This window comes from Maritimibacter alkaliphilus HTCC2654 (assembly GCF_000152805.1).
GTDB lineage: Bacteria > Pseudomonadota > Alphaproteobacteria > Rhodobacterales > Rhodobacteraceae > Maritimibacter > Maritimibacter alkaliphilus.
Window position 1 is genome coordinate 1,343,439 of record NZ_CH902578.1, and the last position, 25,507, is coordinate 1,368,945.

Annotated in this window: 20 protein-coding genes and 1 tRNA gene; 9 read left to right on the forward strand and 12 right to left on the reverse strand. The window is 64.5% G+C overall.

What is annotated here, in order from left to right; translation table 11 throughout:
• Entirely contained in the window at positions 1-1,377 is a 1,377-nt protein-coding gene (gene lpdA / locus RB2654_RS07580; RefSeq protein WP_008330145.1) for a dihydrolipoyl dehydrogenase, read from the forward strand.
• 211 nt (positions 1,378-1,588) lie between these two features.
• Here lpdA and RB2654_RS07585 read toward each other — a convergent pair.
• A tRNA-Ser gene (locus RB2654_RS07585) sits at positions 1,589-1,678 on the reverse strand.
• 51 nt (positions 1,679-1,729) lie between these two features.
• Positions 1,730-1,933, reverse strand: a complete 204-nt coding sequence (locus tag RB2654_RS07590; RefSeq protein ID WP_040884565.1) for a hypothetical protein — start codon at positions 1,931-1,933, stop codon at positions 1,730-1,732.
• Positions 1,934-2,076: 143 nt separating this feature from the next.
• Between RB2654_RS07590 and RB2654_RS07595 the strand changes: the two genes are divergently transcribed.
• The 4 genes from RB2654_RS07595 to tmk all read left to right on the forward strand — a co-directional run bounded on the left by RB2654_RS07595 (position 2,077) and on the right by tmk (position 6,167).
• Complete coding sequence (locus RB2654_RS07595) at positions 2,077-3,258, forward strand: alpha/beta hydrolase (RefSeq protein ID WP_008330147.1); 1,182 nt, start codon at positions 2,077-2,079, stop codon at positions 3,256-3,258.
• A gap of 145 nt (positions 3,259-3,403) precedes the next feature.
• Complete coding sequence (locus RB2654_RS07600) at positions 3,404-4,294, forward strand: SPOR domain-containing protein (RefSeq protein ID WP_008330148.1); 891 nt, start codon at positions 3,404-3,406, stop codon at positions 4,292-4,294.
• A gap of 38 nt (positions 4,295-4,332) precedes the next feature.
• Positions 4,333-5,538, forward strand: a complete 1,206-nt coding sequence (locus tag RB2654_RS07605; RefSeq protein ID WP_008330149.1) for a D-alanyl-D-alanine carboxypeptidase family protein — start codon at positions 4,333-4,335, stop codon at positions 5,536-5,538.
• Between the two features lie 5 nt (positions 5,539-5,543).
• Positions 5,544-6,167, forward strand: a complete 624-nt coding sequence (gene tmk, locus RB2654_RS07610) for a dTMP kinase (protein WP_008330151.1) — start codon at positions 5,544-5,546, stop codon at positions 6,165-6,167.
• A 2-nt stretch (positions 6,168-6,169) separates the two neighbouring features.
• Here tmk and RB2654_RS07615 read toward each other — a convergent pair whose 3' ends face one another.
• The 3 genes from RB2654_RS07615 to RB2654_RS07625 are packed head-to-tail and all read right to left on the reverse strand — an operon-like array spanning position 6,170 to position 16,636.
• Positions 6,170-7,942 (reverse strand): glycosyltransferase, encoded by a 1,773-nt coding sequence (locus RB2654_RS07615; protein WP_008330159.1) that lies wholly within the window; start codon positions 7,940-7,942, stop codon positions 6,170-6,172.
• Between the two features lie 43 nt (positions 7,943-7,985).
• Positions 7,986-9,347, reverse strand: coding sequence for an aminotransferase class I/II-fold pyridoxal phosphate-dependent enzyme (locus tag RB2654_RS07620; protein WP_008330160.1), 1,362 nt, complete (start codon positions 9,345-9,347; stop codon positions 7,986-7,988).
• Positions 9,344-16,636 (reverse strand): type I polyketide synthase, encoded by a 7,293-nt coding sequence (locus RB2654_RS07625; protein WP_083783354.1) that lies wholly within the window; start codon positions 16,634-16,636, stop codon positions 9,344-9,346. Before RB2654_RS07625 ends, RB2654_RS07620 begins: the two co-directional genes overlap by 4 nt.
• A gap of 247 nt (positions 16,637-16,883) precedes the next feature.
• Between RB2654_RS07625 and RB2654_RS07630 the strand changes: the two genes are divergently transcribed.
• The 3 genes from RB2654_RS07630 to RB2654_RS07640 all read left to right on the forward strand — a co-directional run bounded on the left by RB2654_RS07630 (position 16,884) and on the right by RB2654_RS07640 (position 19,646).
• The gene (locus RB2654_RS07630; protein WP_161600684.1) at positions 16,884-17,651 is read left to right on the forward strand and encodes an ABC transporter permease; all 768 of its coding nucleotides are present in this window, start codon (positions 16,884-16,886) and stop codon (positions 17,649-17,651) included.
• Entirely contained in the window at positions 17,624-18,301 is a 678-nt protein-coding gene (locus RB2654_RS07635; RefSeq protein WP_235889080.1) for an ABC transporter ATP-binding protein, read from the forward strand. The genes RB2654_RS07630 and RB2654_RS07635 overlap by 28 nt, the downstream gene beginning before the upstream one ends.
• Before the next feature lie 76 nt (positions 18,302-18,377).
• The gene (locus RB2654_RS07640; RefSeq protein WP_008330164.1) at positions 18,378-19,646 is read left to right on the forward strand and encodes a KpsE/RkpR family capsule polysaccharide export protein; all 1,269 of its coding nucleotides are present in this window, start codon (positions 18,378-18,380) and stop codon (positions 19,644-19,646) included.
• Positions 19,647-19,661: 15 nt separating this feature from the next.
• Here the strand turns inward: RB2654_RS07640 and RB2654_RS07645 are convergent, their stop codons facing one another.
• Together RB2654_RS07645 and purU are read right to left on the reverse strand one after the other, a co-directional pair.
• Positions 19,662-20,600 carry an ornithine cyclodeaminase family protein gene (locus tag RB2654_RS07645; RefSeq protein WP_008330165.1) on the reverse strand — a complete coding sequence of 313 codons (939 nt, stop codon included), beginning with the start codon at positions 20,598-20,600 and terminating at the stop codon, positions 19,662-19,664.
• A gap of 54 nt (positions 20,601-20,654) precedes the next feature.
• Positions 20,655-21,539 carry a formyltetrahydrofolate deformylase gene (gene purU / locus RB2654_RS07650; RefSeq protein ID WP_008330167.1) on the reverse strand — a complete coding sequence of 295 codons (885 nt, stop codon included), beginning with the start codon at positions 21,537-21,539 and terminating at the stop codon, positions 20,655-20,657.
• A gap of 250 nt (positions 21,540-21,789) precedes the next feature.
• On the opposite strand from purU, the gene RB2654_RS07655 reads away from it, so the two are divergent.
• Entirely contained in the window at positions 21,790-22,332 is a 543-nt protein-coding gene (locus tag RB2654_RS07655; protein WP_008330169.1) for a VOC family protein, read from the forward strand.
• Positions 22,333-22,338: 6 nt separating this feature from the next.
• Here RB2654_RS07655 and RB2654_RS07660 read toward each other — a convergent pair whose 3' ends face one another.
• The 5 genes from RB2654_RS07660 to RB2654_RS07680 are packed head-to-tail and all read right to left on the reverse strand — an operon-like array spanning position 22,339 to position 25,507.
• A complete protein-coding gene (locus RB2654_RS07660; RefSeq protein ID WP_008330170.1) occupies positions 22,339-22,734 on the reverse strand; it encodes a Na+/H+ antiporter subunit G in 396 nt (131 codons plus the stop codon).
• A 9-nt stretch (positions 22,735-22,743) separates the two neighbouring features.
• Complete coding sequence (locus RB2654_RS07665; protein ID WP_008330172.1) at positions 22,744-23,013, reverse strand: K+/H+ antiporter subunit F; 270 nt, start codon at positions 23,011-23,013, stop codon at positions 22,744-22,746.
• Positions 23,010-23,501 (reverse strand): Na+/H+ antiporter subunit E, encoded by a 492-nt coding sequence (locus RB2654_RS07670; RefSeq protein ID WP_008330174.1) that lies wholly within the window; start codon positions 23,499-23,501, stop codon positions 23,010-23,012. The genes RB2654_RS07665 and RB2654_RS07670 overlap by 4 nt, the downstream gene beginning before the upstream one ends.
• A 3-nt stretch (positions 23,502-23,504) precedes the next feature.
• The gene (locus RB2654_RS07675) at positions 23,505-25,157 is read right to left on the reverse strand and encodes a monovalent cation/H+ antiporter subunit D (RefSeq protein WP_008330175.1); all 1,653 of its coding nucleotides are present in this window, start codon (positions 25,155-25,157) and stop codon (positions 23,505-23,507) included.
• Positions 25,154-25,507, reverse strand: coding sequence for a Na+/H+ antiporter subunit C (locus tag RB2654_RS07680; RefSeq protein WP_008330177.1), 354 nt, complete (start codon positions 25,505-25,507; stop codon positions 25,154-25,156). Before RB2654_RS07680 ends, RB2654_RS07675 begins: the two co-directional genes overlap by 4 nt.

Below are 25,507 nucleotides of genomic sequence, written 5' to 3' on the forward strand. Positions count from 1 at the left end.
ATGACTGACACCACCGATCTTCTCGTCATCGGCGCAGGTCCGGGCGGCTATGCCTGTGCCTTCCGCGCGGCCGATCTGGGGCTTTCCGTCACGCTCGTCGATGCGCGCGACCGGCTGGGCGGGGTCTGCCTGAACGAAGGCTGCATTCCGTCCAAGGCCCTTCTGCATGCCGCCGAAATCATCCGCGAAGCGCAACACATGGCCGATTGGGGCATCACCTTCGGCAAGCCGAAGCTCGACCTCGATGCCCTACGAGCGAAGAAGGACGAGATCGTGGGGCACCTAACCGGCGGGCTTACCGGGCTGGCGGGCCGCCGCAAGGTCACGACCCTGCAAGGCAAGGCCACTCTGACCGGACCCAACAGCGCCGAGATCGAGGGCACCCAAATCCGCTTCGACAAAGCGGTGATCGCCGTCGGCTCGGCCCCCGTGCAACTGCCCGGCTGGCCCGAGGACGACCGCATCTGGGACAGCACCTCGGCGCTGGAGCTAAGGGACGTGCCAAAGACCCTCGCCATCGTCGGCGGCGGCATCATCGGGCTGGAAATGGCCACGGTCTATTGCGCGCTTGGCGCAGAGGTCACCGTCGTCGAACTCGCGGACCAGATCGCACCCGGGGCCGACCCGCAGGCCGTTGCCATCCTGCGTGACGCACAGGAGGCCGAGGGCATCACCATACATACCGGCACGCAGGTGACCGAGGTCACCACGACCAAGGCCACCGTCACCCTGACCTGCACCGGCGCATTCGAGGGCCAGATCAAGGCCAAGGCTGTGATCCAGTCCGTCGGCCGCCGCGCCAATGGCGACAAGGTCGGGGCCGAGGCGGCCGGGCTGAGTGTTTCGGATCGTGGCGTGATCGAAGCCGATGCCACAGGTGCCACGGATGTGCCCAGCATCTTCGCCATCGGCGATGTCACGGGCAACCCGATGCTGGCCCACCGCGCCACGCATCAGGGCCACATCGCCGCCGAGGTCATCGCCGGCCACCGTGCCGCGCTCGAGACCACGCTCATCCCATCGGTCGCCTATACCAGCCCGGAACTCGCCTGGGTCGGCCTGACCGAGGCGCAGGCGAAGGCCGAGGGGCGCAATGTCAAGGCCACATCCTTTCCTTGGGCGGCCAGCGGGCGCAACCTCGCGTCGGGCGGCCGGGACGGGCTGACCAAACTGGTCTACGATCCGGCCACCAACCGCCTGCTCGGGGCCAGCATCGTGGGCCGTAACGCGGGGGAACTCCTCGCCGAGGTCACGCTGGCCATCGAAATGGGCGCACGTCTGGATGACATCGGCCTGACCATCCATGCCCACCCCACCCTGTCGGAAACCATCGCCTTCGCCGCCGAACGCGCACTGGGGACGTTGACTGACCTTTGACCGGGCTGGGCTGGTAGTCGGCGCCGGGTGGTGAGTTCGAACACGTCTTGGTCAACCGAAGCCCGTGAAGGTGCCTACAGAGGCACAACGCAGAAATCGCGCCAGCTCACGGCATTTCGACCGCCTCTCTGTCAGATGGCATAGCCCAAGTGCCCGGGAAAACGGCAGAAAACAGGGAAAGAAAGATTGCGCTGACAGAGATAGGACTTAATGGCGGAGGAGGTGGGATTCGAACCCACGGTACGCTTTCACGCACGCCGGTTTTCAAGACCGGTGCATTCGACCACTCTGCCACTCCTCCGACAGGGGCATCGGATAGACCGGGCGGGGCGATTCTGGAAGGTGTGCCGTGTCATTCTGCCGGGAGCGCGGTTGTGCGTTTCGTTTGCACGCGCTTCCTGACCGGCGCAAAGCCACGGGCGAGGAGCTGGCGCAGGGCGTCGATCGTGGCCCATGCGACGGCGGATCGGGCCTCCGCCCCGCGGCGAAGGTAATGCGCGGTGTCGATGGAACCGTCTGCGGAGTGGCGGACGATCTGTTGGGGGGCGATGTGCATGGCGTTTCCTTTCGTGATGTCCGACACGAGGATCGCAAGGGGCCGCGACCGGCGCTTGAAGATGACCTTGAGAAACCCTTGAGATCCGCTTGAGACACGCCAAGAGCGTTGCCCGAGCACCTTGTCTGGTGGTTTGGTGTGTCATGGCCCTCTGTTTCGGCACTTGCGAGATCGACACCGACGCACACGAATTCCGTCGCGACGGGTCGGTGATCGCGCTCGAGCCTCAAGTGTTCGACCTGCTGGTTCTGTTCGCCTCGAACCCCGGCCTCCTGATCGGTCGTGACCGGCTCATCGACGAGATTTGGAACGGCAGGATCGTGTCGGATGCGGCGATTTCATCCCGGATCAACGCGGTGCGCCGTGCGGTCGGTGATGACGGCGCGCGCCAGATGGTGCTTCAGACGGTGCCGAGGCGTGGGTTCCGGTTCGTCGCGCAGGTCGAAAACGCGCAACTCAAGGCGCGGGAAACCCAACCCGGCGAACGGCAGGCGATCCGCATCGCGACATCGCAGGACGGAACGCGGATCGCTTTCGCAACCAGCGGCGCGGGTCCGGTCCTCCTGCGCGCGGGGCATTTCCTGACGCATCTCGAACGGGACTGGGGCAGTCCGGTCTGGCGCCCGATGCTGGATCGGCTGGCGACCGGGCGGCGGCTGGTTCGCTACGACCAGCGGGGCACCGGCCTGTCGGACCAGCGTCCACCCACTCTCACGCTCGACGCGATGGTCGCGGACCTTACCGCCGTGGCGGATGCGGCGGGGGCGGATCGCGCCCCGATCTTCGCGGCCTCGCAGGGCGTTCCCGTCGCCATCGCGTTTGCCGCGGCCTGTCCCGACCGCGTCTCGCGGCTCGTGCTATACGGCGGCTTCTGCACCGGGCGGCGTGTCGGCGCGAACGAGGCGGAGCGGGCGCGTGCCGATGCCGTTCTGACACTTTTGCGCGAGGGCTGGGGGCAGCACGGCTCGGCCTTCGCGACGGCCTTCGCGACCCTCTACATGCCGGATGCGGATCAGGAGAAGATCGCCAGCATGACCGAGATGCAGCTCGCCTCGGCGAACCCCGACATGGCGGCGGCGCTTCGGATGGCGATCGACGGCTTCGATGTGCGTGAGTTGCTCTCACAGGTGCAGGCCCCGACGCTCGTGCTTCACATGCAAGACGATGCGGTCCAGCCCTGCGAACAGGCCCGGCAGATCGCCTCGGGCATTCCGGGGGCCGAGCTTCGGATCTTCGAAGGGCGCAATCACGTTCCCCTGCCCGGCCGTCCCGAGTGGGACGCGATCATGGACGCGACCGACGAATTTCTGGATCGAACGCTCTGACGCGCCGGAACTCGCGCATCGTGTCCGTCGGGCTTTTCTTGGCCCCGTCGAAAGGTTACACTCCCGCAAAACGCGCACCATAGGCGCGAGGCGGGCAGCGCGGCGGTCTGAAAGCATGACCCCGCAACAAGGGGCAAGACACGTGATGCATATGCGGACGACAGGGCGGCTGGTCATCGGACTGTGCGCCGCGCTCGTGCTGGCAGGATGTGAAGACGGGGCCGACCTCCCCGGCTTCCTGCAATCCAAACCCGACGGTGAAACGACGACCACCAGCCGGTCGACCCGGACGGTCGAGCGCGATGTCGAAGCCCCCGAGGTCTTTCAGGTCGCCGACAAGGGCCTGTGGGACGGTCGCCCGAGCCTGGGCGGCGTCTGGGTGGCGCATGAAGATGCCAAAGACCCGGAGCGCGTCATCATCCGCAACACCGCCAACTCCAAATTCGTGGTCGGCGTGCTCTACAGGCCCGAGCGTCAGCAACCGGGGCCGAAGATTCAGGTCTCGTCCGATGCGGCGGATGCCTTGGGCATGCTCGCGGGACAACCCGCCGACCTGAACGTGACAGCGCTGCGGCGCGAAGAAGTGCCCGAAAACCAACCCGAAGACGCGGGCGAAACCGACACGATCGAGACCGAGGTCGCCGAAGCGCCGACCGTCGAGACTAAGCCTCTCGACCCGCTCGCCGCAGCCGCCCGCGCGCTGGACGAGGCCGAGGGCAAGCCCGTCGCGCAGCCCACGACCACCTCGTCCACCGTCGCGGCCGCAACCACGGCCCCGCAACGCACCGCGCCTGCCTCGAATCTGTCGAAACCCTATATCCAGATCGGCATCTTCTCGGTCGAGCAGAACGCCAATAACACCTCCGAGAGCCTGCGCCGCGCGGGGATGGTGCCGACGATCAAGCCGGGTAAGATGAGCGGCAAGGATTTCTGGCGAGTCATCGTCGGTCCGGCCGGCACCAGCGCCGAACGCGCCCAGCTTCTGAAGAAGATCAAGGATCTGGGCTTCACCGACGCCTACTACGTCACCAACTGACCATCGCCCGGATCGCCGGGCCAGCCGAGGACAAAGAGATGCGACGCTGCCACGTCACGGCCCGCCTGCTCACCACGCTTTTGGCGGGCGTCATCGCCCTTCCCGCATTCGCATTCGAGACCAGCGCGCGCTCGGCCTATGTGGTCGATCTGACGACGAACACGGTGCTTTTGGAGAAAAACGCCCAAGTGCCGTTGCCGCCCGCGTCGATGTCGAAGCTGATGACGCTGAACATGCTGTTCGAAGCGCTCGAGGACGGTCGCGTGTCGCTCGACACCCAGTTCAACGTCAGCCAGCGCGCGATGGACATGGGCGGATCGACCATGTTCCTGACGACGCAGGATCGCCCCACGGTCGAAGAGCTTATCAAGGGGATCATCGTTCTGTCCGGCAACGACGCCTGTGTGGTGGTCGCCGAAGGGCTGGGCGGGACCGAAGATGCCTTCGCCTCGATGATGACCCAGCGGGCGCGCGCGTTGGGGATGGAGAATTCGACCTTCGGAAACGCCTCCGGCTGGCCGCATCCGGCGCAGCGCATGAGCACCGAAGACCTTGCCATTCTGGCCGAACGCCTGATCGAGGAATTCCCCCAGTATTACCATTACTTCGGGATCGAAGAATTCCCCTATGACGGGCGCGCACCGGACAACCGGTTTAACCGCAATCCGTTGTTCGACCTCGGCCTCGGGGCCGATGGGCTCAAGACCGGGCATACGCAGGAGGCCGGGTATGGCCTCGTCGGTTCGGCCATGCAGGGCAACCGGCGGGTGGTGCTGGTGGTCTCCGGTCTCGACAGCGAAGCCGCGCGCCGGTCGGAATCCGCGGCGATCATCAACTTCGCCTTCCGTCAGTTCGTGATGCGCACGGCGGTGGAAAGCGGTCAGGTGATCGCGGAAATCCCCGTGTGGCTCGGCGAGGCCCAGACCGTCGCACTGGCCGCGCCCGAAGACGTCGAACTTCTGATCCCGGTGACCGCGCATGAAGGCATCAAGGGCGAAGTGACATGGAGCGGGCCTGTCGAGGCTCCGATCTCCAAGGGTGACGAGATCGCGACCTTCACCATCGTGCGCGAGGGGATGAGCGATACGGTCATCCCGCTCGTCGCCGCTGATGACGTCGCCGCCGCCGGCTTCCTGCCGCGCTTCACCACGGCGGCAGGACAGGTGTTTTCGATGGCCCGCGATCTGGCGGGTATCGGCGCCGGGGCCGAAGACGCCGCCACCGAAGAACCAGCGGTGAACTGACCCCGATGACGGGCCATTTCATTACGTTCGAGGGGATCGACGGGTCCGGAAAGTCGACACAGGCGCGGCTGTTGGCCGAAGCGTTGAAGGCCGAGGGCCGTGACGTCGTCGCCACCCGCGAACCCGGCGGCTCGCCCGGGGCCGAGGAAATCCGGCGTCTCGTGCTCGAAGGCGACCCGGACCGTTGGTCCGCCGAAACCGAGATCCTGCTGTTTACCGCCGCACGGCGCGACCATCTGGAACGGCTGATCGACCCGTCGCTCGCGGCGGGCAAGATCGTGATATGCGACCGGTTCGCGGATTCCACCCGCATGTATCAGGGCCTGCGCGGCCCGGGTCTGCGCAAGGTCGTCGATGATCTGCACAGGCTGATGATCGGGCGCGAGCCCGACCTCACCTTCATCATCGACATGGACCCGACGACGGGACATGCCCGCGCCAAGGGCCGCAACGGAACCGAAGAACGGTTCGAGGATTTCGGGGCCGACCTACAGGTTCAGATGCGTGAGGGCTTCCTTGCACTCGCCAAGGCCGAGCCGGGGCGCTGCGTGGTCATCGACGGCGACGGGACGCCCGAGGCCGTGGCCGCCCGCGTGGCCGACGTCGCCCGCGACCGCCTCCCCGCCTGATCTCAGAACCTGTCGCGCGGCAGGTCGAACAGCGCCTGCCAGTGCTCGCGCGTCCGGTTCGCCTCCAACGCCCTTGCAAGGTCGTCGAAATGCGCCTGCGGTTTCAGCCCGTAGCGCAAGCTGACCCAGATCGTGCGGGTCATGACCGACCAGAGCCGCGCGGGCCGCGCCTTGTAGAGCACGTAAGCCTCGGCTTCGGGCGTCTTGGGCGCGATGTAATCCCGCGCGCCGACGTTGTTGGGCATCGGCACATAGGGGAAGCGGCGCGGCGCGCGGAACGGGCGCAGGAGCGGGTTCACTGTGCACAGAACGAAATCCCGCACCGACATCCAGACCATCGACGGGATCGAGGTATCGAGCGGTTCCAGCGTGCCTTCCTCGGTATCGGGCAGCGCGTCGGGCGCAAGCTCAGGGTAAGGCGCAAGCTGGTTCAACTGCGCCATCAGCGCCATGTGGCGGCTTTCGCTGTCCGCGCCCAGTGCCGTATCCAGCCCCGCCAGCACGTCCTGAATGGCCAGAATGTTCATGTCCGCCGCGCGGTAGCGATTCTGGAACATGAACACGACGACGAAGCCCAGCAGGTAGTAAGACGCCGGGCGCCAGACAAGCTGCGGATAAAGGCTCGCCACGAACAGGCGATTGCGCATGTCGTAATATGTCAGCCAGTCGCTCGTCTTGTGGTGGAAGCTTTCGTGCCAGACCGCGACACCGGGCAGGCAGATCGTCTCGACCCCGTTCGCGGCCATCCGACAGCCGTATTCGATGTCGTCGCCACGAATGAAGATCGGGGTGGGCAGACCCAGACGCTTGATGGTCGCGGTCGGGATCACGCAGAACCACCACGCGTTGTAGTCGATGCGCGGCGTGTCGTGGAACTGCGCCAGCCCTTCGGGCGTGGTCAGGTCGGAGTTTTCCCCGATCGACTGAACGAACCGCTCCGGGTCGAGCTTCGCGCCCAGCTCGCGCAGGATCGTCGGATCGTCGAGGTCGATCATCTGCCCGCCGACCGCCAGCTCGCCCTCGACATAGGCGAGGAATCCGAGCGCCCGGTTGACCACGCGCGGGTCGAGGATGATGTCGTCATCCATGAGCAGGTGGTGTGTCGCGGGCGTGGCGACCGATGTCGCCTCGACCATCGTGCGGGTGAAGCCGCCGCAGCCGCCAAGGTTCGTCTGTTCGAGGATCGAAACGGTGTCCCGCTTGTCGATTTCGCCGATTGTCGGATTCGTGAAAGTCTTGCCCTGATTTGCCACCCAGATATGCAGGATCGCCGGATTTTGTTCTTGCAATTGTGCAAGTGCCGCCAGCGTGACCGCGAATTGCTTTTCGCGGTTGAAGGTGCACAGACCCACCGAAAGCGTGGGCGCGTGCAGGGGCGGAACGTCCGTGACCCATCCCAGATCGGTCAGTCGGGTGTCCGCCTCAGCCTCCACCCGGAAACTCACCCGCCCGGTCTTGGGCAGATCGTCCAGCCAGACGACCCCCGACCCGTCGAGCGCGGTATCGGCCAATGTCGCGGAATGCGTGCCATGGGCCGTGACGACGACCCGGATCGGTCCTGTCGCCGCAACCTCAAGCCCGACGCGCCCGATCTTGGTGTGACGGTGCCAGACATCCGGAAAGAAGGCGTTGAAATAGCTGTCGAAATCGAAGATGTCGCCCGCCGCCATCGCCCAGGGCATCGGGCCATCGACCGCCTCGCCCGTCGCGCGGTAAAGCACGGCGGGGCGGCCGAAATCGGGGCCGATCACGTTTTGCAGTCTGTAAGCGGTCATCCCCTGCCCCCGGTCTCGTTCGCGACCGCAGGGCCGCCTGTCCTCAGAACGTGTTGGATAGGGATTTCATCAGATCCTGCAAGGGCCCTTCCCGGAGCCGCGAGAGGATTTCAGCCGTCGTGGTCAGCGAGTGACGAATCTGGTCCTCGGAATGCTCCGAGGTGATGAAGAACCTGAGCCGCGCCTGATTCATCGGCACGCCCGGAAAGGCGATGGGAAGGGCATTTATCCCCTCTTCCAACAGCACCTTGGATGCGGCGGCGGCCAGCGGCGAAGACCCCACCATGATCGGCGTGATCGAAGACCCGACCGATGCCCCCGTGTCCAGACCAAGCGATTTGGCGACGTCGAGGAAGAACGACCCCCGCGCATGAAGCCGCGCTACCCGTTCCGGCTCGGCATGCATGATCTGGATCGCTTCGTTCGCGGCGGCCGCCAGCACGGGCGCGAGCGCGACCGAATAGACCGATCCCGGCGCCTCGTATTTCATCGCGTCGATCATCGCCGCGCTGCCGGCCAGATATCCGCCGGTCGACCCGAGCGACTTGGACAGGGTTCCCATCCAGATGTCGACCTCGTCGCCGGACAGCCCATAGTATTCGCGCATTCCGCCGCCGGTCTTGCCGATGCAGCCAAGGCCATGCGCCTCGTCGACCAGCAGCCAGAACCCGAAGCGTTTCTTCAGGTCGAGCACGCGCGGAAGGTCGGGAATATCCCCGTCCATCGAATAATGCCCCTCGACCAGCACGAGCGTATAGCGATACCGCCCTGCCGTTTCGGCGAGGATGGTTTCGAGCGCGTCCATGTCGTTGTGCGGGAAACTGCGGCGGGTCGCACCCGACAGCGTGGCCCCGACCGAGGCGGAGTTGTGGATGTAGCTGTCGTAAATGACCAGATCGTCCTTGCCGACGACCGTCGCCACGGCGGACACGTTGGTCGCGTGGCCCGACACGAAGGTCAACGCATCTTCGACGCCGTAATGCGCCGCCAACCTGCCTTCGAGTTCGCGGTGGATCGGGCGTTCGCCCGCCGTCAGACGGCTGGCCGAAGCCGAAACGCCATAAGTATCGATGGCTGCTTTCGCGACTTCCGCAGGCCGCGGATCGGCGTTGAGGCCGATGTAGTCATAGGAGCCGAAGTTGATGACGTCGCGGCCCTCGATGCTCGAAATCGCGCCCGGATGCCCGTCATGCTGACGGAAGCTCGGGTCGCCCAGATCGTGCAGTTTGGAAATCTGGCGCAACGCCAGCCGTTCCTTGTAGCCCGCAAGCTGGTCGAACGAGGGGTTCGGCTTGTGGTCGATGATCGGGCCGCTCTTGTTCGACGGCTTTTTCTGTGCGGCGCGCGCGGCACTCAGCGCCCGCGCGCGCGCGTCACCCGACAGGGCATTCGAGCCAGAGGTCATTCCGCCGCCTCGCTCCGCGTGGAACCCATATGCTGCGTGGCGAGGGTCTTGACCGCCGATGCGGCTTCGTTCCCGCCCCCGTCCGCCGAAGCGCCGGATTGGATATGCGTCACGAAAATGCCCGCGATCTTGGTGATCGACAGATCGTCGCCCAGCGACGGCACCGGAAGATCGTCACCCAGCACCTTTTGCGCCGCCAGCGTCAGTTCCACGCCCATCAGGCTGTCCATACCGTATTCCGCCAGCGGACGGGTCGGCGACAGCGTGTTTTCCGGCACCCGCAGGATCGAAGCGATCTCGGTCTTGAGGTAAGCGGTCGCGCGTTTCACGGCCTTGTCGAACGGCAGCGCCTCGAGGTCCGCGCGCAGCGTGCCGAGGCTTTGCGACGATCCGCCCGCCTCGCCCATCCGGCGCAAGAGGCCGAAGGTCGGGCGGCGCAGGTTGCCGAGCGTGCCGATCGACGGGCCCCAGCCCATCGGCGTCACGGTCAGGACATTGCCGCGCACCTTCTGCGTCAGCGCGAATTCCTGTGCCCGCAGCGCCTGGTCGGCCGAGAATTTCACGTTGCCCGACATCTGGAGCAGCATGTTGCGCTTGGCCGTATCGCGACGCAGATAGCCCACATCGGTGATCGCGCCCCAGCCCATCGCGCGGGCATGGCGCCCGGTCGCGGCCCGCGCCTCGATCAGCGATTCCTGATAGGCGTTCGCGGCAACATAAGCCGCCTGACCGTGGTTGCCGATCAGGTTGGCAAGCGACGTGTAGGCCACGAAAACCTGAAGATCGTCGTCCCGCGTCGCCGCGTCGAGATTGGCGAGGCCCTTGGTCTTGACCGGCAGAACCTTGTCGAGCTGCGCCCGGTCGATGTCGCCCATCGCGCGGTCTTCCAGCACCATCGCCGTGTGGAACACCCCGTGGATCGGCGCGACCTTGCGCAGGTCGTCCAGAACCGCGTTCAGGCTGTCCAGATCGGTGATGTCGCAGGACACGACACGCAATTCATCTACGCTGCGCTCGATCTTGTCGACCAGCGCCTTGGTCTCGGCGTCCATCTCGGTCCGACGCCCGAGCAGCGCGACGTGGGTCAGATCCCCGCTCGCCAGCCATTTGGCGGTCTCGAGCCCCATACCGCCAAGCCCGCCGGCCAGAACGAACCAGCCACCCGGACGCGGGCGGAACAGCGGCTCCCAATCCGTCGCGACGTCGTTCGGGCGCACCACGACTTTGCCGATATGGCCGGACCGCTGCATGAACCGGAAGGCTTCGATCACGTCGCCGCCCGAGAATTCGGTGAACGGCAGCGGCGCATAGCGGCCTTCGCTGATCCCGGCCATCACACGGCGGAATTCACGGCTCGCGATATCCGGACGGTCGGCCAGCAGGCTGTCCACATCGATCCCGTGGTAAGCCACGTTGTTCTTCAGCGGACGCAGGCCAATGCCGGTATTCGTATAGTAATCCTGCTTCCCAAGCTCCAGGAACCGGCCATAGGGTCGCAAAAGTGCAAGGCTCTGCTCCATCGCCTGACCCGCGAGCGAGTTCAGGACGACGTCGACCCCCTGCCCGCCCGTGATCTCGCGGACGGCGGCGGCAAAGCCGGATTCACGCGACGAGACGACGTGTTCGACACCCATCGAGCGCAGAAGCTGCTGCTTCACCGGGCTGCCGGCGGTCGCGATGACGGTCGCACCGATGTCTTTGGCGATGGCGATGGCCGCAAGGCCGACACCGCCGGCCCCGCCGTGGATCAGGACGGTTTCGTCCGGCTGAAGATTGCCGAGCGTCACCATCGCGTAATAGGCGGTGAAATAGGCGACCGGAAGGGTCGCGGCCTGCGAGAACGACACGCCCTCGGGCAGTTTCGAAAGCCACTTGGACTGGCTAACGATATGCGATGCGAAACAGGACGGACCGAAGGCGACGACGGGGTCGCCGACCTTGAATTCGGTCACACCCGGCCCAACCCGCGACACGCGCCCGGCGCATTCCAGACCGAGCGTCGGTCCGGCAAACCCGGTTTCCAGCGCCTCTTCGGGCAGAAGGCCCATCGACCACATCACGTCGCGATAGTTCAGGCCGGTCGCCGCGATCTCGACCTCGACCTCGTCGTCGGCCAGATCCTTGCGCTCGAAACTTTCCCAAGACAGGGCGTCCAGTCGGCCCGTCACGGACTTGCGCAGACGCGTGCTGAGTTTTCCGTCGCCGGACAATTGCGTCACGGCACCATCCGCGAGCGGCAGGCCGGTTTCGACGCGAAGCCCCAGAACGCCGGTTTCGGCGAGCACGATCTCGCTTTCGCGCGGCGCGTGGGCTTCGATCCGCGACAGCAGCGCGGCCAGCGACGCCGGAACCGAGATATCGCTGCCGGACGCGTCGATCGCATGGATCGCGACGCCGGGATTTTCGTTCGCAGCCGTCCGCAACATCGCCCAGATGGCGTGCTGAACCGGGTCCGACACCGGGCCACCCGCGTATTGCGCGCCTTTCGGCAGCACGGCGAGCACCCCACGATTTTCGGCGACCGCTTCGGCCACGATATCGCGCGCGAACAGGACACGGTCCGCCAGTTCGCCCTCGTCCGCGCCCGTGGCCCCGAACAAGACAAGCGGAGCGGCGGCGGCTTCGGGTTCGAGAACCGTCATCACACCGTCCCGTTTGGTGACGGGGCCGTGCAGATGCGTGATTGCCTTCGTCCACAGGTCCAGATCGCTCTTGGCGACCTCGTCGGGGGCGACATGCGCCGCTTCCGTCGCTGCGGAGGCCAGCTTGGCCATGACCAGAGTGCCGCCAGCGGCGCCATCCGGAAGATCCTGTTGCAGAACGGTTTCGAGGCCAAGCTCGCTCAGTTGCGCCACAAGCCGGTCCACGTCGCCGCGCCGGACAAGGTTCGATTTCGACGGCATGACGGCACGGCGGAACGCCGACATCGCCGGAACCACCACCATGACCACGCCGGTCGGGGCAAGTACGCCTTTCAGACGTTCGTCCATCCCGTCTTCGAAAAGCTGGAGCGGGTCGTCCACCAGCACAACGTCGAGTTCGGCGGTTTCACCCCATTTGACGGCCCGCATCTGGACCGACACCATGCCCTCTTCGCCATCGGCGGACATGATCTGAACCCGTTCGAGACCGGGATGATCGCCCTTGATCGAATGCTGGAGCAGGTCGAAACCGGACATCGCGCCGATCTGTATCGACTCGGTGCGCGGCACCCGTGCCACGATGCTGTCGAGTGCGGCGGCGATCAGGCGATCGCGGCGCGCGACATGCGGCCCGGCGTCGAGCGCCTGCACCGCCTCACGGCCGAACAGCACTTCGGGTTCCGGGGCGGGATTGTCGTTCGCGATTTGCGTCAGGACGTCGTCCAAGGCCGCAGGCAGACGCAGGATAAGCGCGATCAGACCGATAAGGTCGGGGCGTTCTTCGAGCAGCGCCTGACCGATCAGGTCGGCATCCGGCAGGTCGCAGTCCTCGGCGATATGCCACTCGCCATGCGTCGCGCCCTGCCATGCAAGGTCGAGACGGGCGAGAACGTCGATCAGGCTGCCCTCGACGCCTTCCTCGGGGCGGCGCATCTTGTAAAGACCGTCCTTGCCCACGACTTTGCGGAACGCACTCCACACGGCCTGTTGCGCCGCGGCATCCAGCAGAAGCAGGGCGTCGTCGTCCGCTTCCTCGGGCGTGAGCGCCGTGTTCAGGGCCGTTTCGACGATGTCGGTCGCGATGACACCCGGCTCAGACAGGATCGGGCGCGCTTCGACATGGAATGCCTGCCGCGCGAAATTGATCTGCGGAATGATCTGCGTCGCGCGCAGGCGCAGGCCTTCGACCTCGACCACGACCTCACCCGCCGGACCGAAGCCGACCACGTCGGCATGGATCGACTGATCCCCCCAACGGCGCAGGTGGATGCGCCCCGACACGAGTTCGACGCCCGGCGCGTGAACCTGAATGCGTCCCATGCGCACCGGCAGAAGCGCCTGACGGGCATCCGCGAAGTCCGTGTTCGCCGAGATCGCGATGAGGCCATGCAGAAGACAATCGAGCTGGGCCGGATCGAAACCGTGGATGGCCGGGTCCGACGCGATGGTCAGCCCCTCGCGCAGGATCACGTCGATGTCGTCGCCATTCCGGCGGGCGTGCTTCAAGCCCTTGAAATTCGGCCCGTAATAAAGCCCGATGCGTTCGGCATCCTCATAGACCCAGTTCGAGATGTCCTCGTTCGGCGCAATCTCGCCCGGCGCGTCCAGCGCGGGTGCGACCGGGGGCTTGCTGTGCATGACGAAGCGCGCGCGCATGTTCTCGCGGAACGCGTCTTTCGACAGCCGGGCGCGCGACATGATGCGGATCGTGCCGGCGTTGGCATCGGCCTCGGTCTGGATTTCGACTCCGGTTGAGGTCGACAGAACGATCGGCGCGAACAGGTCCATGTCGTAGATTTCGACGGTTTGACCCTTGGCCTCGACGCTGGCGGCGGCATAGGCCATTTCGGCAAAGGCGGTGCCCGGCAGAAGCACGCTGTCGCCCACCTTGTGATCGGCCAGTGCGGGGAACAGGTTGTCGTCCAGATCGCGGCGCCAGACACCGGATTCACCGGCGAGCGGCGCACCCAGAAGAGGGTGATGTTCGCCATCGGTGCCAAGAAGCTTGCTCAGTTCCTGACTGTTGGTGGCGCGCAGCTCCTCGTTCTGGAAGGCATAGCGCGGCAGGCTGACCAGCGGCCCGGTCGTCGCCGCGAACGTCGCGTTCTGTTCCGTGCGAATGCCAGCAAGAACGGCGCGCAAGGCGGCGCGGGCCACGGGGTTCGCCGTTTCCGGGTCGTTCTTGGCCAGCGTATGCACGACAGCGCAGTGGCGTGCGTCGTCGTCGAGCGAGTCGGTGATGTAGTTCGGCAGAACCGGCTGTGCGCCGACTTCGAGGAAGGCCGAGTATCCGGCATCACGCGCGGCTTCCACCGCCGCCTTGAACTGCACCGGCTGGCGCACGTTGGCCCACCAGTAGTCGGTGGTCAGGTCGGTGCCGTCGACCAGCGCGCCGGTCGTGGTCGAGAACATCGGCACGCGGCTTTCCGACGGCACGATATCGGACAGGCCCTCTTTCAGCTCGGCTTCCGAGGACTGGAGGATGGCGCTGTGGAACGGATAGTTGATATCGAGCATCACGCAGGCTTGGCGATGCGTGCGCTTGGCCCATTTGGCGAACGCCTTGAGCGGTTCGGTGGGGCCTGCGAGCGTGACGCTGCGCGGCGAGTTGATCGCCGCGAGCTCGATATCGGCATCGCCGAATTCGTCGAGCAGCGCACGGGTCTGTTCGGCGCTGGTTTGCAGCGCCGCCATCGTGCCGGTGCCAGCGAACTGCAACTGCGTGCGGCTGCGGCTCACCGCCAGATGCGCGGCCTGCTCCAGCGACAGAGCGCCCGCGGCCCAGGCGGCAGCGACTTCGCCGCCGGAATGACCGATGACCGCAGCCGGAACGATACCGCGCTTGGCGAGTGCGACGGTCTGAGCGATCTGGTCGGCGATGACGAGGCCCTGAATGACGCGACAGTCGCCCCATTCCTGCGACAGCGTCTCGGAGTTCATCTTGTCGATGACAGACCAGCCCATCATCTCGGTGAAGAGCGCGTCGAATTCCTCATAGGCCGCGCGGTAGTCCGCATCCTTGCGGAACGGCAGGCGGCCCATACCGAGGTATTGCGAGCCATTGCCGGAATAGACGAAGACCGGCGCTTCGTCCCGCTGGCGGCCTTCGTAGGCGACGAACCGCGGGTCTTTCTGTCCCGCCGCATAGGCGCGAAGCGCCTCGGCGGCTTGCGCGCCGTCCTCGGCCAGAACGCCAAGACGTTTGGGATGCAGGCCGCGCTGGTGCCACGCCTGTTCGGGAAGCGCGCCGGGGTTCAGCGCCGCAGGCGCCTCCATCCGGTCGGCATAGGCGGTCGCGAGGTCTTTAAGCGCCCCGTCGCTGAAGGCCGACGTGACGAAGATGCGGTCCGGGCTGGTGGGGGCCGCCGGGGCCGTGGCCTTGGGCGGTGTCACGCCTTCGAGGATCACGTGACCGTTCACGCCCCCGAAACCGAAGGAGCTGACGCCGCAGAACAGCGGACCGTCCCCCAGATCGACGCTGTCGCGCGCGAGCACGAGTTTCTGTTCGTCGAAGTCGATATGCGGGTTCAGGTTCTCGGCGTGGAGCGAGCGCGGCAGACGCCGATCCTCCATCGCGATGAGCGCCTTGAGCATCCCGACCATGCCGGACGCGGGTTCGAGGTGGCCGACGTTGGATTTGGCCGACCCGATGGGCAGCGGCGATTTGCGGTGCTTGGACACGGCGCGGCCAAGGGCGTGGGCCTCGATCGGGTCACCGACGAGCGTTCCGGTGCCGTGCGCCTCGACGAAGGACAGATCGTCGGGCGTGATCGTCTGACGGTCGTAAAGCCGGGCGAGCAGTTCGTACTGCCCCTCTTCCGCCGGAAGCGCCACGTTCATCGTATAGCCGTCGGCGTTCGTCTCGGAATCCACGACGCGCGCCTTGGCGGTCACCGGAATGTCCGACGAATTTTGTAGCACCATGGCAACACAACCCTCGGCCCGAACATAGCCATCGGCCTTGTCCGAGAAGGATTGGCACAGCCCAGTGGGCGACAACATGCGTGCGGCCGAGAAGCCCGCGAAGCTCGACGGAGACAGCAGAAGGTTCACACCGGCGACGATCGCGGTGTCGATATCGCCCCGTGAAAGCGCCTGCCGCGCCTGATCCATCGCGACCAGCGACGAGGAACAGGCGGTATCCACCACGAAGGACGGGCCGCGCAGATCGAAGCCATGCGAAATCCGGTTGGCGACCAGGGATAGGGTGTTGCCCGTCATCAGGTAGCTGTCGACCAGCGACGGGTCGCGCCCGAGGACCGAGCCGTGATCCATGCTGGAGGCGCCGACATAGACGCCCACGCGCTTGCCCGCGAGTTTGGAGGAATCGAGGCGCGCGTCCTCCATCGCTTCCCAAACCACCTGCAAAAGAAGGCGTTGCTGCGGGTCCATCTGAACCGCTTCGCGCGGCGAAAATTTGAAAACGGAAAGGTCAAATCCCCAGATGTCGTCAAGGACACCTGCGCGGAACGTGTAGGACTTGCCCGCCACGCCCTGCTTGGGGTTCATGAAAAGACTGTGCGCAAAGCGGTCCTGCGGCACTTCGCTGACAGCGCACCGACCCTCCTGCAAGAGGGTCCGAAAGGCTGCGACGTTCGGGCTTCCCGGCAGTCGACAGGCCTGTCCAATTATGTAAGTGGCATCCATCGGCCGAATTCCCAGGCCCCTATCTTAGTCCGATTCGTGTTCGGATTCGTCTGCTACGATTTTGAACGGCATCTGTTATCGTGCCTTAATGGAGATATCTACCCAATCTTCCAAGTCCAACATCGTGTTTTGACGAACTCTTTCCGGCTGTCTATCAAACTCACCGTGTTTCGCCCAGCTATGTCAACCGCATATGGTGCACGGGCGCATCACTCGGCGGCAAACCCGCCATGTCATTGGGAAGAGCATGAAAACACTAACGACCCATATCCGAGTGATCCTGGCACTCGTATTACGCGAGTCCCGCGTGCGCCACGGCCGGTCCAAGGCGGGCTACACGTGGGCCATCGTCGAGCCGGTGCTCCAGATCACGATCCTGACGATCCTGTTTCGCGAGTTCAGGGGCGGAAGCGACGGAAGCGGGGCCGAGTTTGCGCTGTTCTTCGCCACCGGCGTCCTGTCCTTCAATATGTTCAGGAACACCGCCGCCTATATCATGAACGCGTTCGAGGCGAACCGGGCGCTGTTCAACTACCCGATGGTCAAGCCGATCGACGCCGTTCTGGCCCGGCTGGTTCTGGACCTCGCGACCAACATTCTGGTCATGGCGATCGTGCTGGGCTTCCAGATCACATTCATGGACGTGCCGCCGCCCGAGCATGTGCCGCTCATGGCTCTGCCCCTCGCGCTGCTCGCGCTCATGGCGCTTGGCGCAGGGCTTTCGCTGGCCGTCATCAAGCGGTTCCTGCCGTCCGCGCAGAACCTGTATCACATCATCATGGGGCCAGCGTTCTTCGTCTCATGCATCTTCTTTTCGCTGTCGAGCATCCCAACGCAATACCGGATGATTCTGTGGTGGAATCCGCTGGTTCACGGTGTTGAGGGGTTTCGTGTCGGGTACTTTGCGGACTATTCAGCGCCGGACATCAACCTGCTCTATCTCTTCACCTGGGTGTGTTGTCTCAACTTTTTCGGGTTCGTGGGCGAATGGCTGACAAGATTCAAGACAACATGATCGAGCTTCAGAACGTCTCGAAGTCCTACACGATCAAGGGGGGGCGTCGGAACATTCTGAACGGTGTCTCGATGGCGCTGCCGTGGGACAATATCGCGATCCTCGGGCGCAACGGGGCCGGCAAGTCGACCTTCCTGCGCATGATCGCCGGGATCGAAGAGCCGGACGGGGGCGACATCCGGCGCAACAAGACGATCTCGTGGCCGCTCGGCTTTCGCGGGAGCTTCCACCGCGAGCTTTCGGGGGTCGAGAACGTGCGCTTCGTCGCGCGGATCTACGGTCAGGACACCGAAGAGATGGTCGAGAAGGTCAGGGATTTCGCCGAACTCGGTCAGTTCTACCACGAGCCGGTGAAGACCTATTCCTCAGGCATGGGCGCGCGTCTGGCCTTCGGTGTGTCGATGGCCGTCAATTTCGAGGTCTACCTCGTGGACGAGATCATGGCGGTCGGCGACGCCCGGTTCAAAGCCAAGTCGAAGAAGGCTTTTCAGGACCGCCTCCCCTACTCCCGCCTCGTCATGGTGTCCCATTCGATGAACAACCTGCGCGAGTATTGCCAGACCGGCCTCGTTCTCGACAGTGGCAAGATGACGTATTACGAGGACATCGAAGACGCGATCAAAAGGTATGAGCAGCTCAACGAAGCGTGAGACGCCATATCTCGTGAGGCTTGCGAGGCCACGGGATTATGCCTAGATAGAAACGGTTTACACATGGACAATGCCAATGTCGCCTGACGCGCAGACCCAAAAGCGCAACGAAGACACCAAGCCTGCGCCGGACAAAAAGCCCGCGCCGCAGAAAGTGCATGTCCTGAACGCGAACGAGGCCCAGAAGCGGTCGATGCGGGCACAGGCCCGCCGCCGGTGGCTGACGCGCCTCAGCTTTCTGTTCCTCGTCGTCATCCCGACGGCGCTGACCGCCCTCTACTTCTTCCACTTCGCGGCGGACCGTTATGCCGTCGAAGCCAAGTTCGCGGTGCGCTCGCCGTCCAGCACGGTGCCTTCGGGCGACCTCTTGAGCATGATGACGACGATGACCAGCGCCGGGTCCACGATGAGCGACAGCTATATGCTGGTCGATTTCATCGAGAGTCGCGATCTGGTCGACCAGTTGGAAGACAAGGTTGATCTGGTCGAGATCTACCACACCGAACAGGCGGACTTCCTGACCAAGCTCAAGGCCGATCCGACCGCCGAAGAACTGCGCAAGTATCTGAATCGGTGGGTGGATATCTATTTCGACACCGCCTCGCAGATCCTGACGCTTCGGGTGCAGACCTTCGATCCGCAAAGCGCGCAGGCGCTGTCGGCGGCAATCCTAGAGGTCGCTTCGGACCTCGTGAACGAAGTGTCCGAACAGGCCCGGTTCGACTCCATGGCCAGCGCCGAACGCGAAGTCGCCCGGATCGAACAGCAGCTCGACGAACATCGTCAGGCGATGGTCGCTTTTCGCGACGAACGGCAGGATGTCGACCCCGAAGCCTCCGCCGGGGCGCAGATCGAACTCCTGACACAGCTTGAGGGCCAGCTTTCCTCGTCCCGCGCCCGGCTGAACTCGCTCCTCACCTATCTGAGCGAAGATGCGCCGACCGTCCGGGTTCTGAAAACCGAGATCGAGTCGATGGAGCGGCAACTGGAAGAACAGCGCCAGCGGCTGGGCACCGGCACCGCCAACACTTCACAAGGTGGCGATCTTGCAGAGGGCAACGCGGAGTTGAGCATGTCCGAACGGCTCGGGATCTACGAAGGTCTGGCCGTCGATATGGAATTCCTGCGGCAGGCCTATGTGACCGCACTCGCCGCCCGCGAGGGTGCGCGGCTCGAAGCCGACAAGCAGCAGCGGTATCTCGCCTCCTTCGTGAAACCGTCGCTGCCCGAGCAGTCGCTCTATCCCAAACGGCTTCAGACGACGCTGGTCTTCTTCTGCTTCGCCGTGATGATCTGGGGTATCTCGCTGATGATCATCTACGTGGTGCGCGAACACGCGAACTGACCTGCCTCGCGCGGTCTATCCGCCGGAAACGACAGCGGAAATCGCGCTCGCCGTCATCAGGTCGAGGTGTGCGCCGCCCCCGTTCTTGTAGACCGTGATCTCGTCCTCAGAAGCCCGGCCCGACGCGCCGCCCGAGATCAGGTCGTAAAGGTCCGCCCGCAGATCGTCTTCGGTGATGATCCCGGCCTCCAAGGGAATCTTGTACTCGCCGATATGGTGCAGCGTGGTGGCGCGGGCATCGGCGAACAGCGTGCCGCGTGTCAGCACCACATCGTCGGCTTCGCGCATGTCCGCCTTGAAGGCACCGATCAGATCGACATGCGTGCCGGGGGTGAGCCATTCACCGCAGATCACCGGCGACCGCGCCATCGTAGCCGACGACACGATATCCGCCTGCGCGACGGCCTGCGACAGATCCTCCGCCGCGCGAACGGCGGGGCCGAGATGCGCAAGGTCTGCGGCAAGCGCCTCGCCCTGTTCCCTGCGCCGCGCCCAGATCGTGATGGTTTCGAGGGCCGGGAAAATCGCGGCATAGGCCTCGGCGAGGTTTGCCGCCACGGTGCCCGCGCCGACGGTGACGAGGTGTCGGCTGTCGGGCCGCGCAAGCAACCGCGCCCCAAGCGCGGAATCGGCCGCCGTCTTCCATTTCGTCACCAGCGCGCTGTCGATGATCGCGGTCGGCGTCCCGGTATCGGGGTCGAACACCAGCATCGCACCCTGCACGGTCGGCAACCCCCGCGCCGCGTTCCCATCGGTCACGGTGAAGGTTTTGACGCCGTAGCCCAGCCCCTCGATATAGGCGCCGCGGCTCATCAATGTGCCCGTGGGCGGCCCGAGGAACAGGTCGCCAACGTCGGCGCGCGGCAGCGTGTGACCATGTGCCAGCGCGTCGACCACGGCGGGCCATGTGAGGAGGTCGTCAGCGGTTTCGGCGGTGATGAAAGGCAACGTCATGCCCCTGCATCGCCCGCCGTCCCTGCCCCGTCAAGCGCGAGGGCCGGCCCCGTGTCAGCCCATCCGCTCGGATTTGTAGCTGTCCGGGCTGGCCGGGAAGACCACCGTCTTGTCGTCGTTCAGGAACGAGCGGCGGTTGATATGCGCATGAACCGCGCGGGCCAGAACCTGACTTTCCACGTCGCGCCCGAGGGACACGTAATCGCCGGGGCTTTGCGCATGGGTCACGCGCACCGTGTCCTGCTCGATGATCGGGCCTTCGTCGAGGTCGGCGGTCACGTAGTGGGCGGTGGCCCCGATCAGCTTCACGCCCCGCTGGAACGCCTGCTTATAGGGGTTGGCCCCCTTGAACGACGGCAGGAACGAATGGTGGATGTTGATGATCCGCCCCGACATTTCCTTGCAAAGACGGTCCGACAGGATCTGCATGTAGCGCGCCAGCACGACGAGGTCGGCACCGGACTCGGTCACCACGTCCATCAGCCGGGCTTCGGCTTCGGGCTTGTTCTCTTTCGTCACCTTGATGTGGTGGAACGGCAGATCGTGGTTCACCACGAGTTTCTGATAGGTCATGTGGTTCGACACCACGCCCACGATGTCGACCGGCAGCGCGCCGATGCGCCAGCGGTAGAGCAGATCGTTCAGGCAATGGCCGAAGTTCGACACCATGATGATGACCTTCATCCGCTCGGAGGTGTCGTGCATCCCCCACTCCATGCCGAATTCCTCGGCGATCGGGGCGAAGCCTTCTTTCAGGTCTTCCAGCTCGGTCCCCGTTTCGGGGGCGCAGGTGATACGGGCGAAGAAGCGGCCCGTTTCGGCATCGTCGAACTGCGCGGAATCCGTGATGTTGCAGCCTTTTTCAAAGAGATAACCCGAAATCGCCGCGACGATCCCGCGGCGGGAGGCACAACGAACGGTCAGGACAAAGGCGGTCATTTTGGTCTCTCTTCTGTTTTTCGCGTCTCGCCGTAGAGACAATTCCCGTTACCGCAGGTCAACGCCCTTCCACGTGCGAAAAGGGACATTCTGCGCACCGGAGCGACACGGGAGAATGCAAAGATGCGCGGATCGGGAATTCCGTTCCGATAGGCGCACGGCGTTTCCTCTCCCCTACCCCCTCACGTTTGCGGATTGACAATCGTTGCATTTGCAACGATAAGCGTGAAACACGGACGGAGGACACGCCATGAAGATCGAGAAAATCCACCACGTCGCCTATCGCTGCCGCGATGCGAAAGAGACTGTCGAGTGGTATGGCAAGATGCTGAACATGGATTTCATCCTCGCCATCGCCGAGGATCATGTGCCCTCGACCCATGAACCGGACCCCTACATGCATGTCTTTCTCGATGCAGGCGACGGCAACGTGCTGGCGTTTTTCGAACTGCCGACGAAACAGGACATGGGCCGCGACCCGAACACGCCGGAATGGGTTCAGCACATCGCGTTCAAACTGGCCGACCGCCCGGCCCTGATCGACGCCAAGACGCATCTGGAGGCGAACGGGGTCGAGGTGCTCGGGGTCACCGATCACTCGATCTTCCACTCGATCTATTTCTTCGACCCGAACGGTCACCGCATCGAACTCGCCTGCCCCGACCCGGCGGAAGATGAGATGCTCGCCCGGCTGAACGACGTGAAATGGGAAATGCTCGAAGAATGGTCGCGCACCAAGAAGGCGCCGCGTCACGCGGACTGGATGCACGCCAAGGAACTCAGCGAGGTCTGAGGGCGCTCAGGCCCCTTCCTGCCCCTCGTCGTCGATCACGACCGGCTGCGGCGGGTCTTCGAAGATCGCCCAGCCATAGGCGCGCTCGGTTTCGGGAATGTCCTCGGGCTTCATGTTCATCGCCATATAGGTCTTGGCGATGAAATTCGCGGTGATCGGTGCCGTCAGGAACAGGAAGATGGTGATGAGCAACTCGTGAAAGCTGAGTTGCCCCTTGATGAGACCGAAATACAGCATCGACGCGATCAGCACGCTGCCCACCCCCAGCGTGGTCGCCTTGGTCGGGGCGTGAAGGCGCTGCATCGTGTCGCGCAGTTTGACCAAGCCGAACGACCCGGCGAGGCCGAAGATGCCAGCGAGGACCAGAAAGACCGTGATCAGGATTTCGTAGAACATCTCCATCTCAGCCCCTCACTCGATGATGTCGCCGCGCAGCAGGAAGCGGCAATAGGCGACCGTCGACACGAACCCGACCATCGCGACCAGCATCGACGCCTCATAGTAGGTCGCAGTGCCGCCCTGAATGCCGTAGAGCACGATCAGGGCGATCACGTTGATGACCATGGTGTCGAGCGCGAGGATGCGATCGGCGGCCTGCGGGCCGACGGCGATGCGGTAGAGGTTGAACAACAGGCCGACCCCGAAGCAGCCCATCGCGAAATACAGCGCCATGTCGATCATGGGAAAATCTCCTTCAATCGCCGCTCATAGCGGTGCTTGATGTCGTGACGCACCGCGTCCGGGTCGTTCGTGTGCAGGCAATGGACCAGAATGTTTCCGCCATCCGCCGACAGCATGGCCGACACGGTGCCGGGGGTCATGGTGATTGTCCCGGCGAGCACCGTGATCGCCTCGGCCGAGGTCAGTTCGAGCGGCACGTTGACCCAGTGGCTTTCGATCTTCTTGTTCGGCTTGAACAGGATGATGAGCGCGACTTCGACATTCGCGACGATGATGTCCCAAAGCACGACCAGCACGTATTCCAGAACCTTGAACGGCTTTTGCACCTTGGGCCGGTCCGGCCAATAGGGCGCGGTGAAAACCGGCACGGCGAGGCCGAGGAACGCGCCCAGCACGATGTTGCCGACCGTGACCTTGTTCACGAGCAGGATCCAGACGATCAGAAGCAGGATACTGACGATCGGGTGGGGGATCAGGCGTCTCAGCATGGATCAGTGTCCCCCGTCTTTCGCAGACCCGTCGTCATCGTGCTCCGCGGCGTCTTCGTCGTAGGCCGCATCTTCCTCGCCGTGATGATCGTCGGGATAGGGCTTCAGCCCATCGGGGTTTTCAAGGACCGCCGACACATAGGCGTTGCGGTCGAACAACTGATCAGCCGTCAGTTCGAAATACCGCGCGGCGGGGCCGGCAAAGATCGACAGCGCCGCCAACATGCCGATGGCCGCCATGGTCGGGGCGACTTCCCACGCCTTGGCCGGGTCGCGGGTGATCGGAACCTCTTCCTTTTCCTCGTCTTCGGAAATCACGTTCTCCGGCAGGACGAAGGCGGTCGATTTCCAGAACAGCGCCGATCCGGCCCGCGCGAAGCCGACGATCGTGAAGAGCGAGCCGACAAGGATCGCGGTCCAGGCCCAGCCGATCTCGGCCGGGTCGCGTAGGTTGTCGAGGACGAAGAGCTTGCCGAGGAACCCCGACAACGGCGGCATCCCCGCCATGCCGATGGCCGCTCCGAAGAAGAGCGCGGCGAACAGGCCGTTCTGAACCGTGGCGGGCAGCGTGGTCAGCGTGTCGCCGGGGCGGCGCGTCACCACGAGATCGGCGATGAGGAACAGCGCGGCGGCGGCGAATGTCGAATGAACGAGGTAATAAAGCGCCGCCGTCGTCGCGCCGGGGGTGAAGGCGGATATGGCGAGCATCAGCGTGCCCATCGACCCCAGAACCGAAAACGCGATCAGCGGCATCAACCGGCGTGCACCGAGCACGCCGAAGGCCCCGATCCCCACGGTCACGATGGCCGCCGCGAACAGCCACAGCCCGGCCATGTCGCCCGTCGCCGGAATGTCGGGACCGAAGACGATCGTGTGGACGCGGATGATGGCATAGGCCCCCACCTTGGTCATGATCGCGAACAGCGCCGCCACGGGCGCAGGCGCGTTGGCATAGGTTCCCGGCAGCCAGAACTGCACCGGAAACAGCGCCGCCTTGACCGCGAACACGATCATCAGGAGCATCGCGGCGACGCGCACGATGGCCGCATCCTCGACCGGAATTTCGCGCAGGCGCACGGCGAGATCGGCAATGTTCAGCGTGCCGGTGGACGCGTAAAGCGTGCCCAGCGCGAACAGGAACAGCGTGGACCCGGCAAGGTTCATGATGACGTATTGCAGGCCGGCCCGCATCCTCTCACGCCCGCCCGAATGGATCATCAGACCGTAGGAGGCGATCAGAAGCACCTCGAAGAACACGAACAGGTTGAAGACGTCCCCTGTCAGGAAGGCGCCCGAGATGCCCATGAGTTGAAACTGGAACAGCGCATGGAAATGCAGCCCCTTCTGATCCCAGTTGGTCGCGACGGCGTGGACGAGCACGATGAGCGCGAGGACCGAGGTGAGCATCACCATAAGCGCCGACAGCCGGTCGAGCACGAGCACGATCCCGAAGGGCGCGGGCCAGTTGCCCAGCCGGTAGACGAAGGTTTCGCCCGGCGCGGCGCTTGCGAACAGTCCGGCGGCGATGGCGACAAGGCCGATGGTCCCCACGATCGACGCGATCCGCGCGATCAGGATGTCGTAACGCATGACATAGCCGATGATCGGCGCCAGCAGCGCAGGCAGGATGACGGGGGCGATGATCCAGTGGGTCATTTCACCGGCTCCTCCTCATCCTCGTCTCCGCGCTCGATATCGACCTTGTCCGTTCCGGTCTCTAGAAATGCGCCGATGGCGATCATCACGAGAACGGCGGTCATGCCGAAGGAAATCACGATGGCGGTCAGCACCAGCGCCTGCGGCAGCGGATCGGTATAGGAGGCGTCGCCGTATTTCAGGATCGGCGGCAGGTTCACCGAAAGCCGCCCCGAGGCGAAGATGAACACGTTCACGGCGTAGGACAGCAGCGCCAGCCCGAGGATCACGGGAAAGGCGCGCAGGCGCAGGATCAGGTAGACCCCGGCAGCGGTCATGGCACCCACAGAGGTCGCGACGATCAGTTCCAT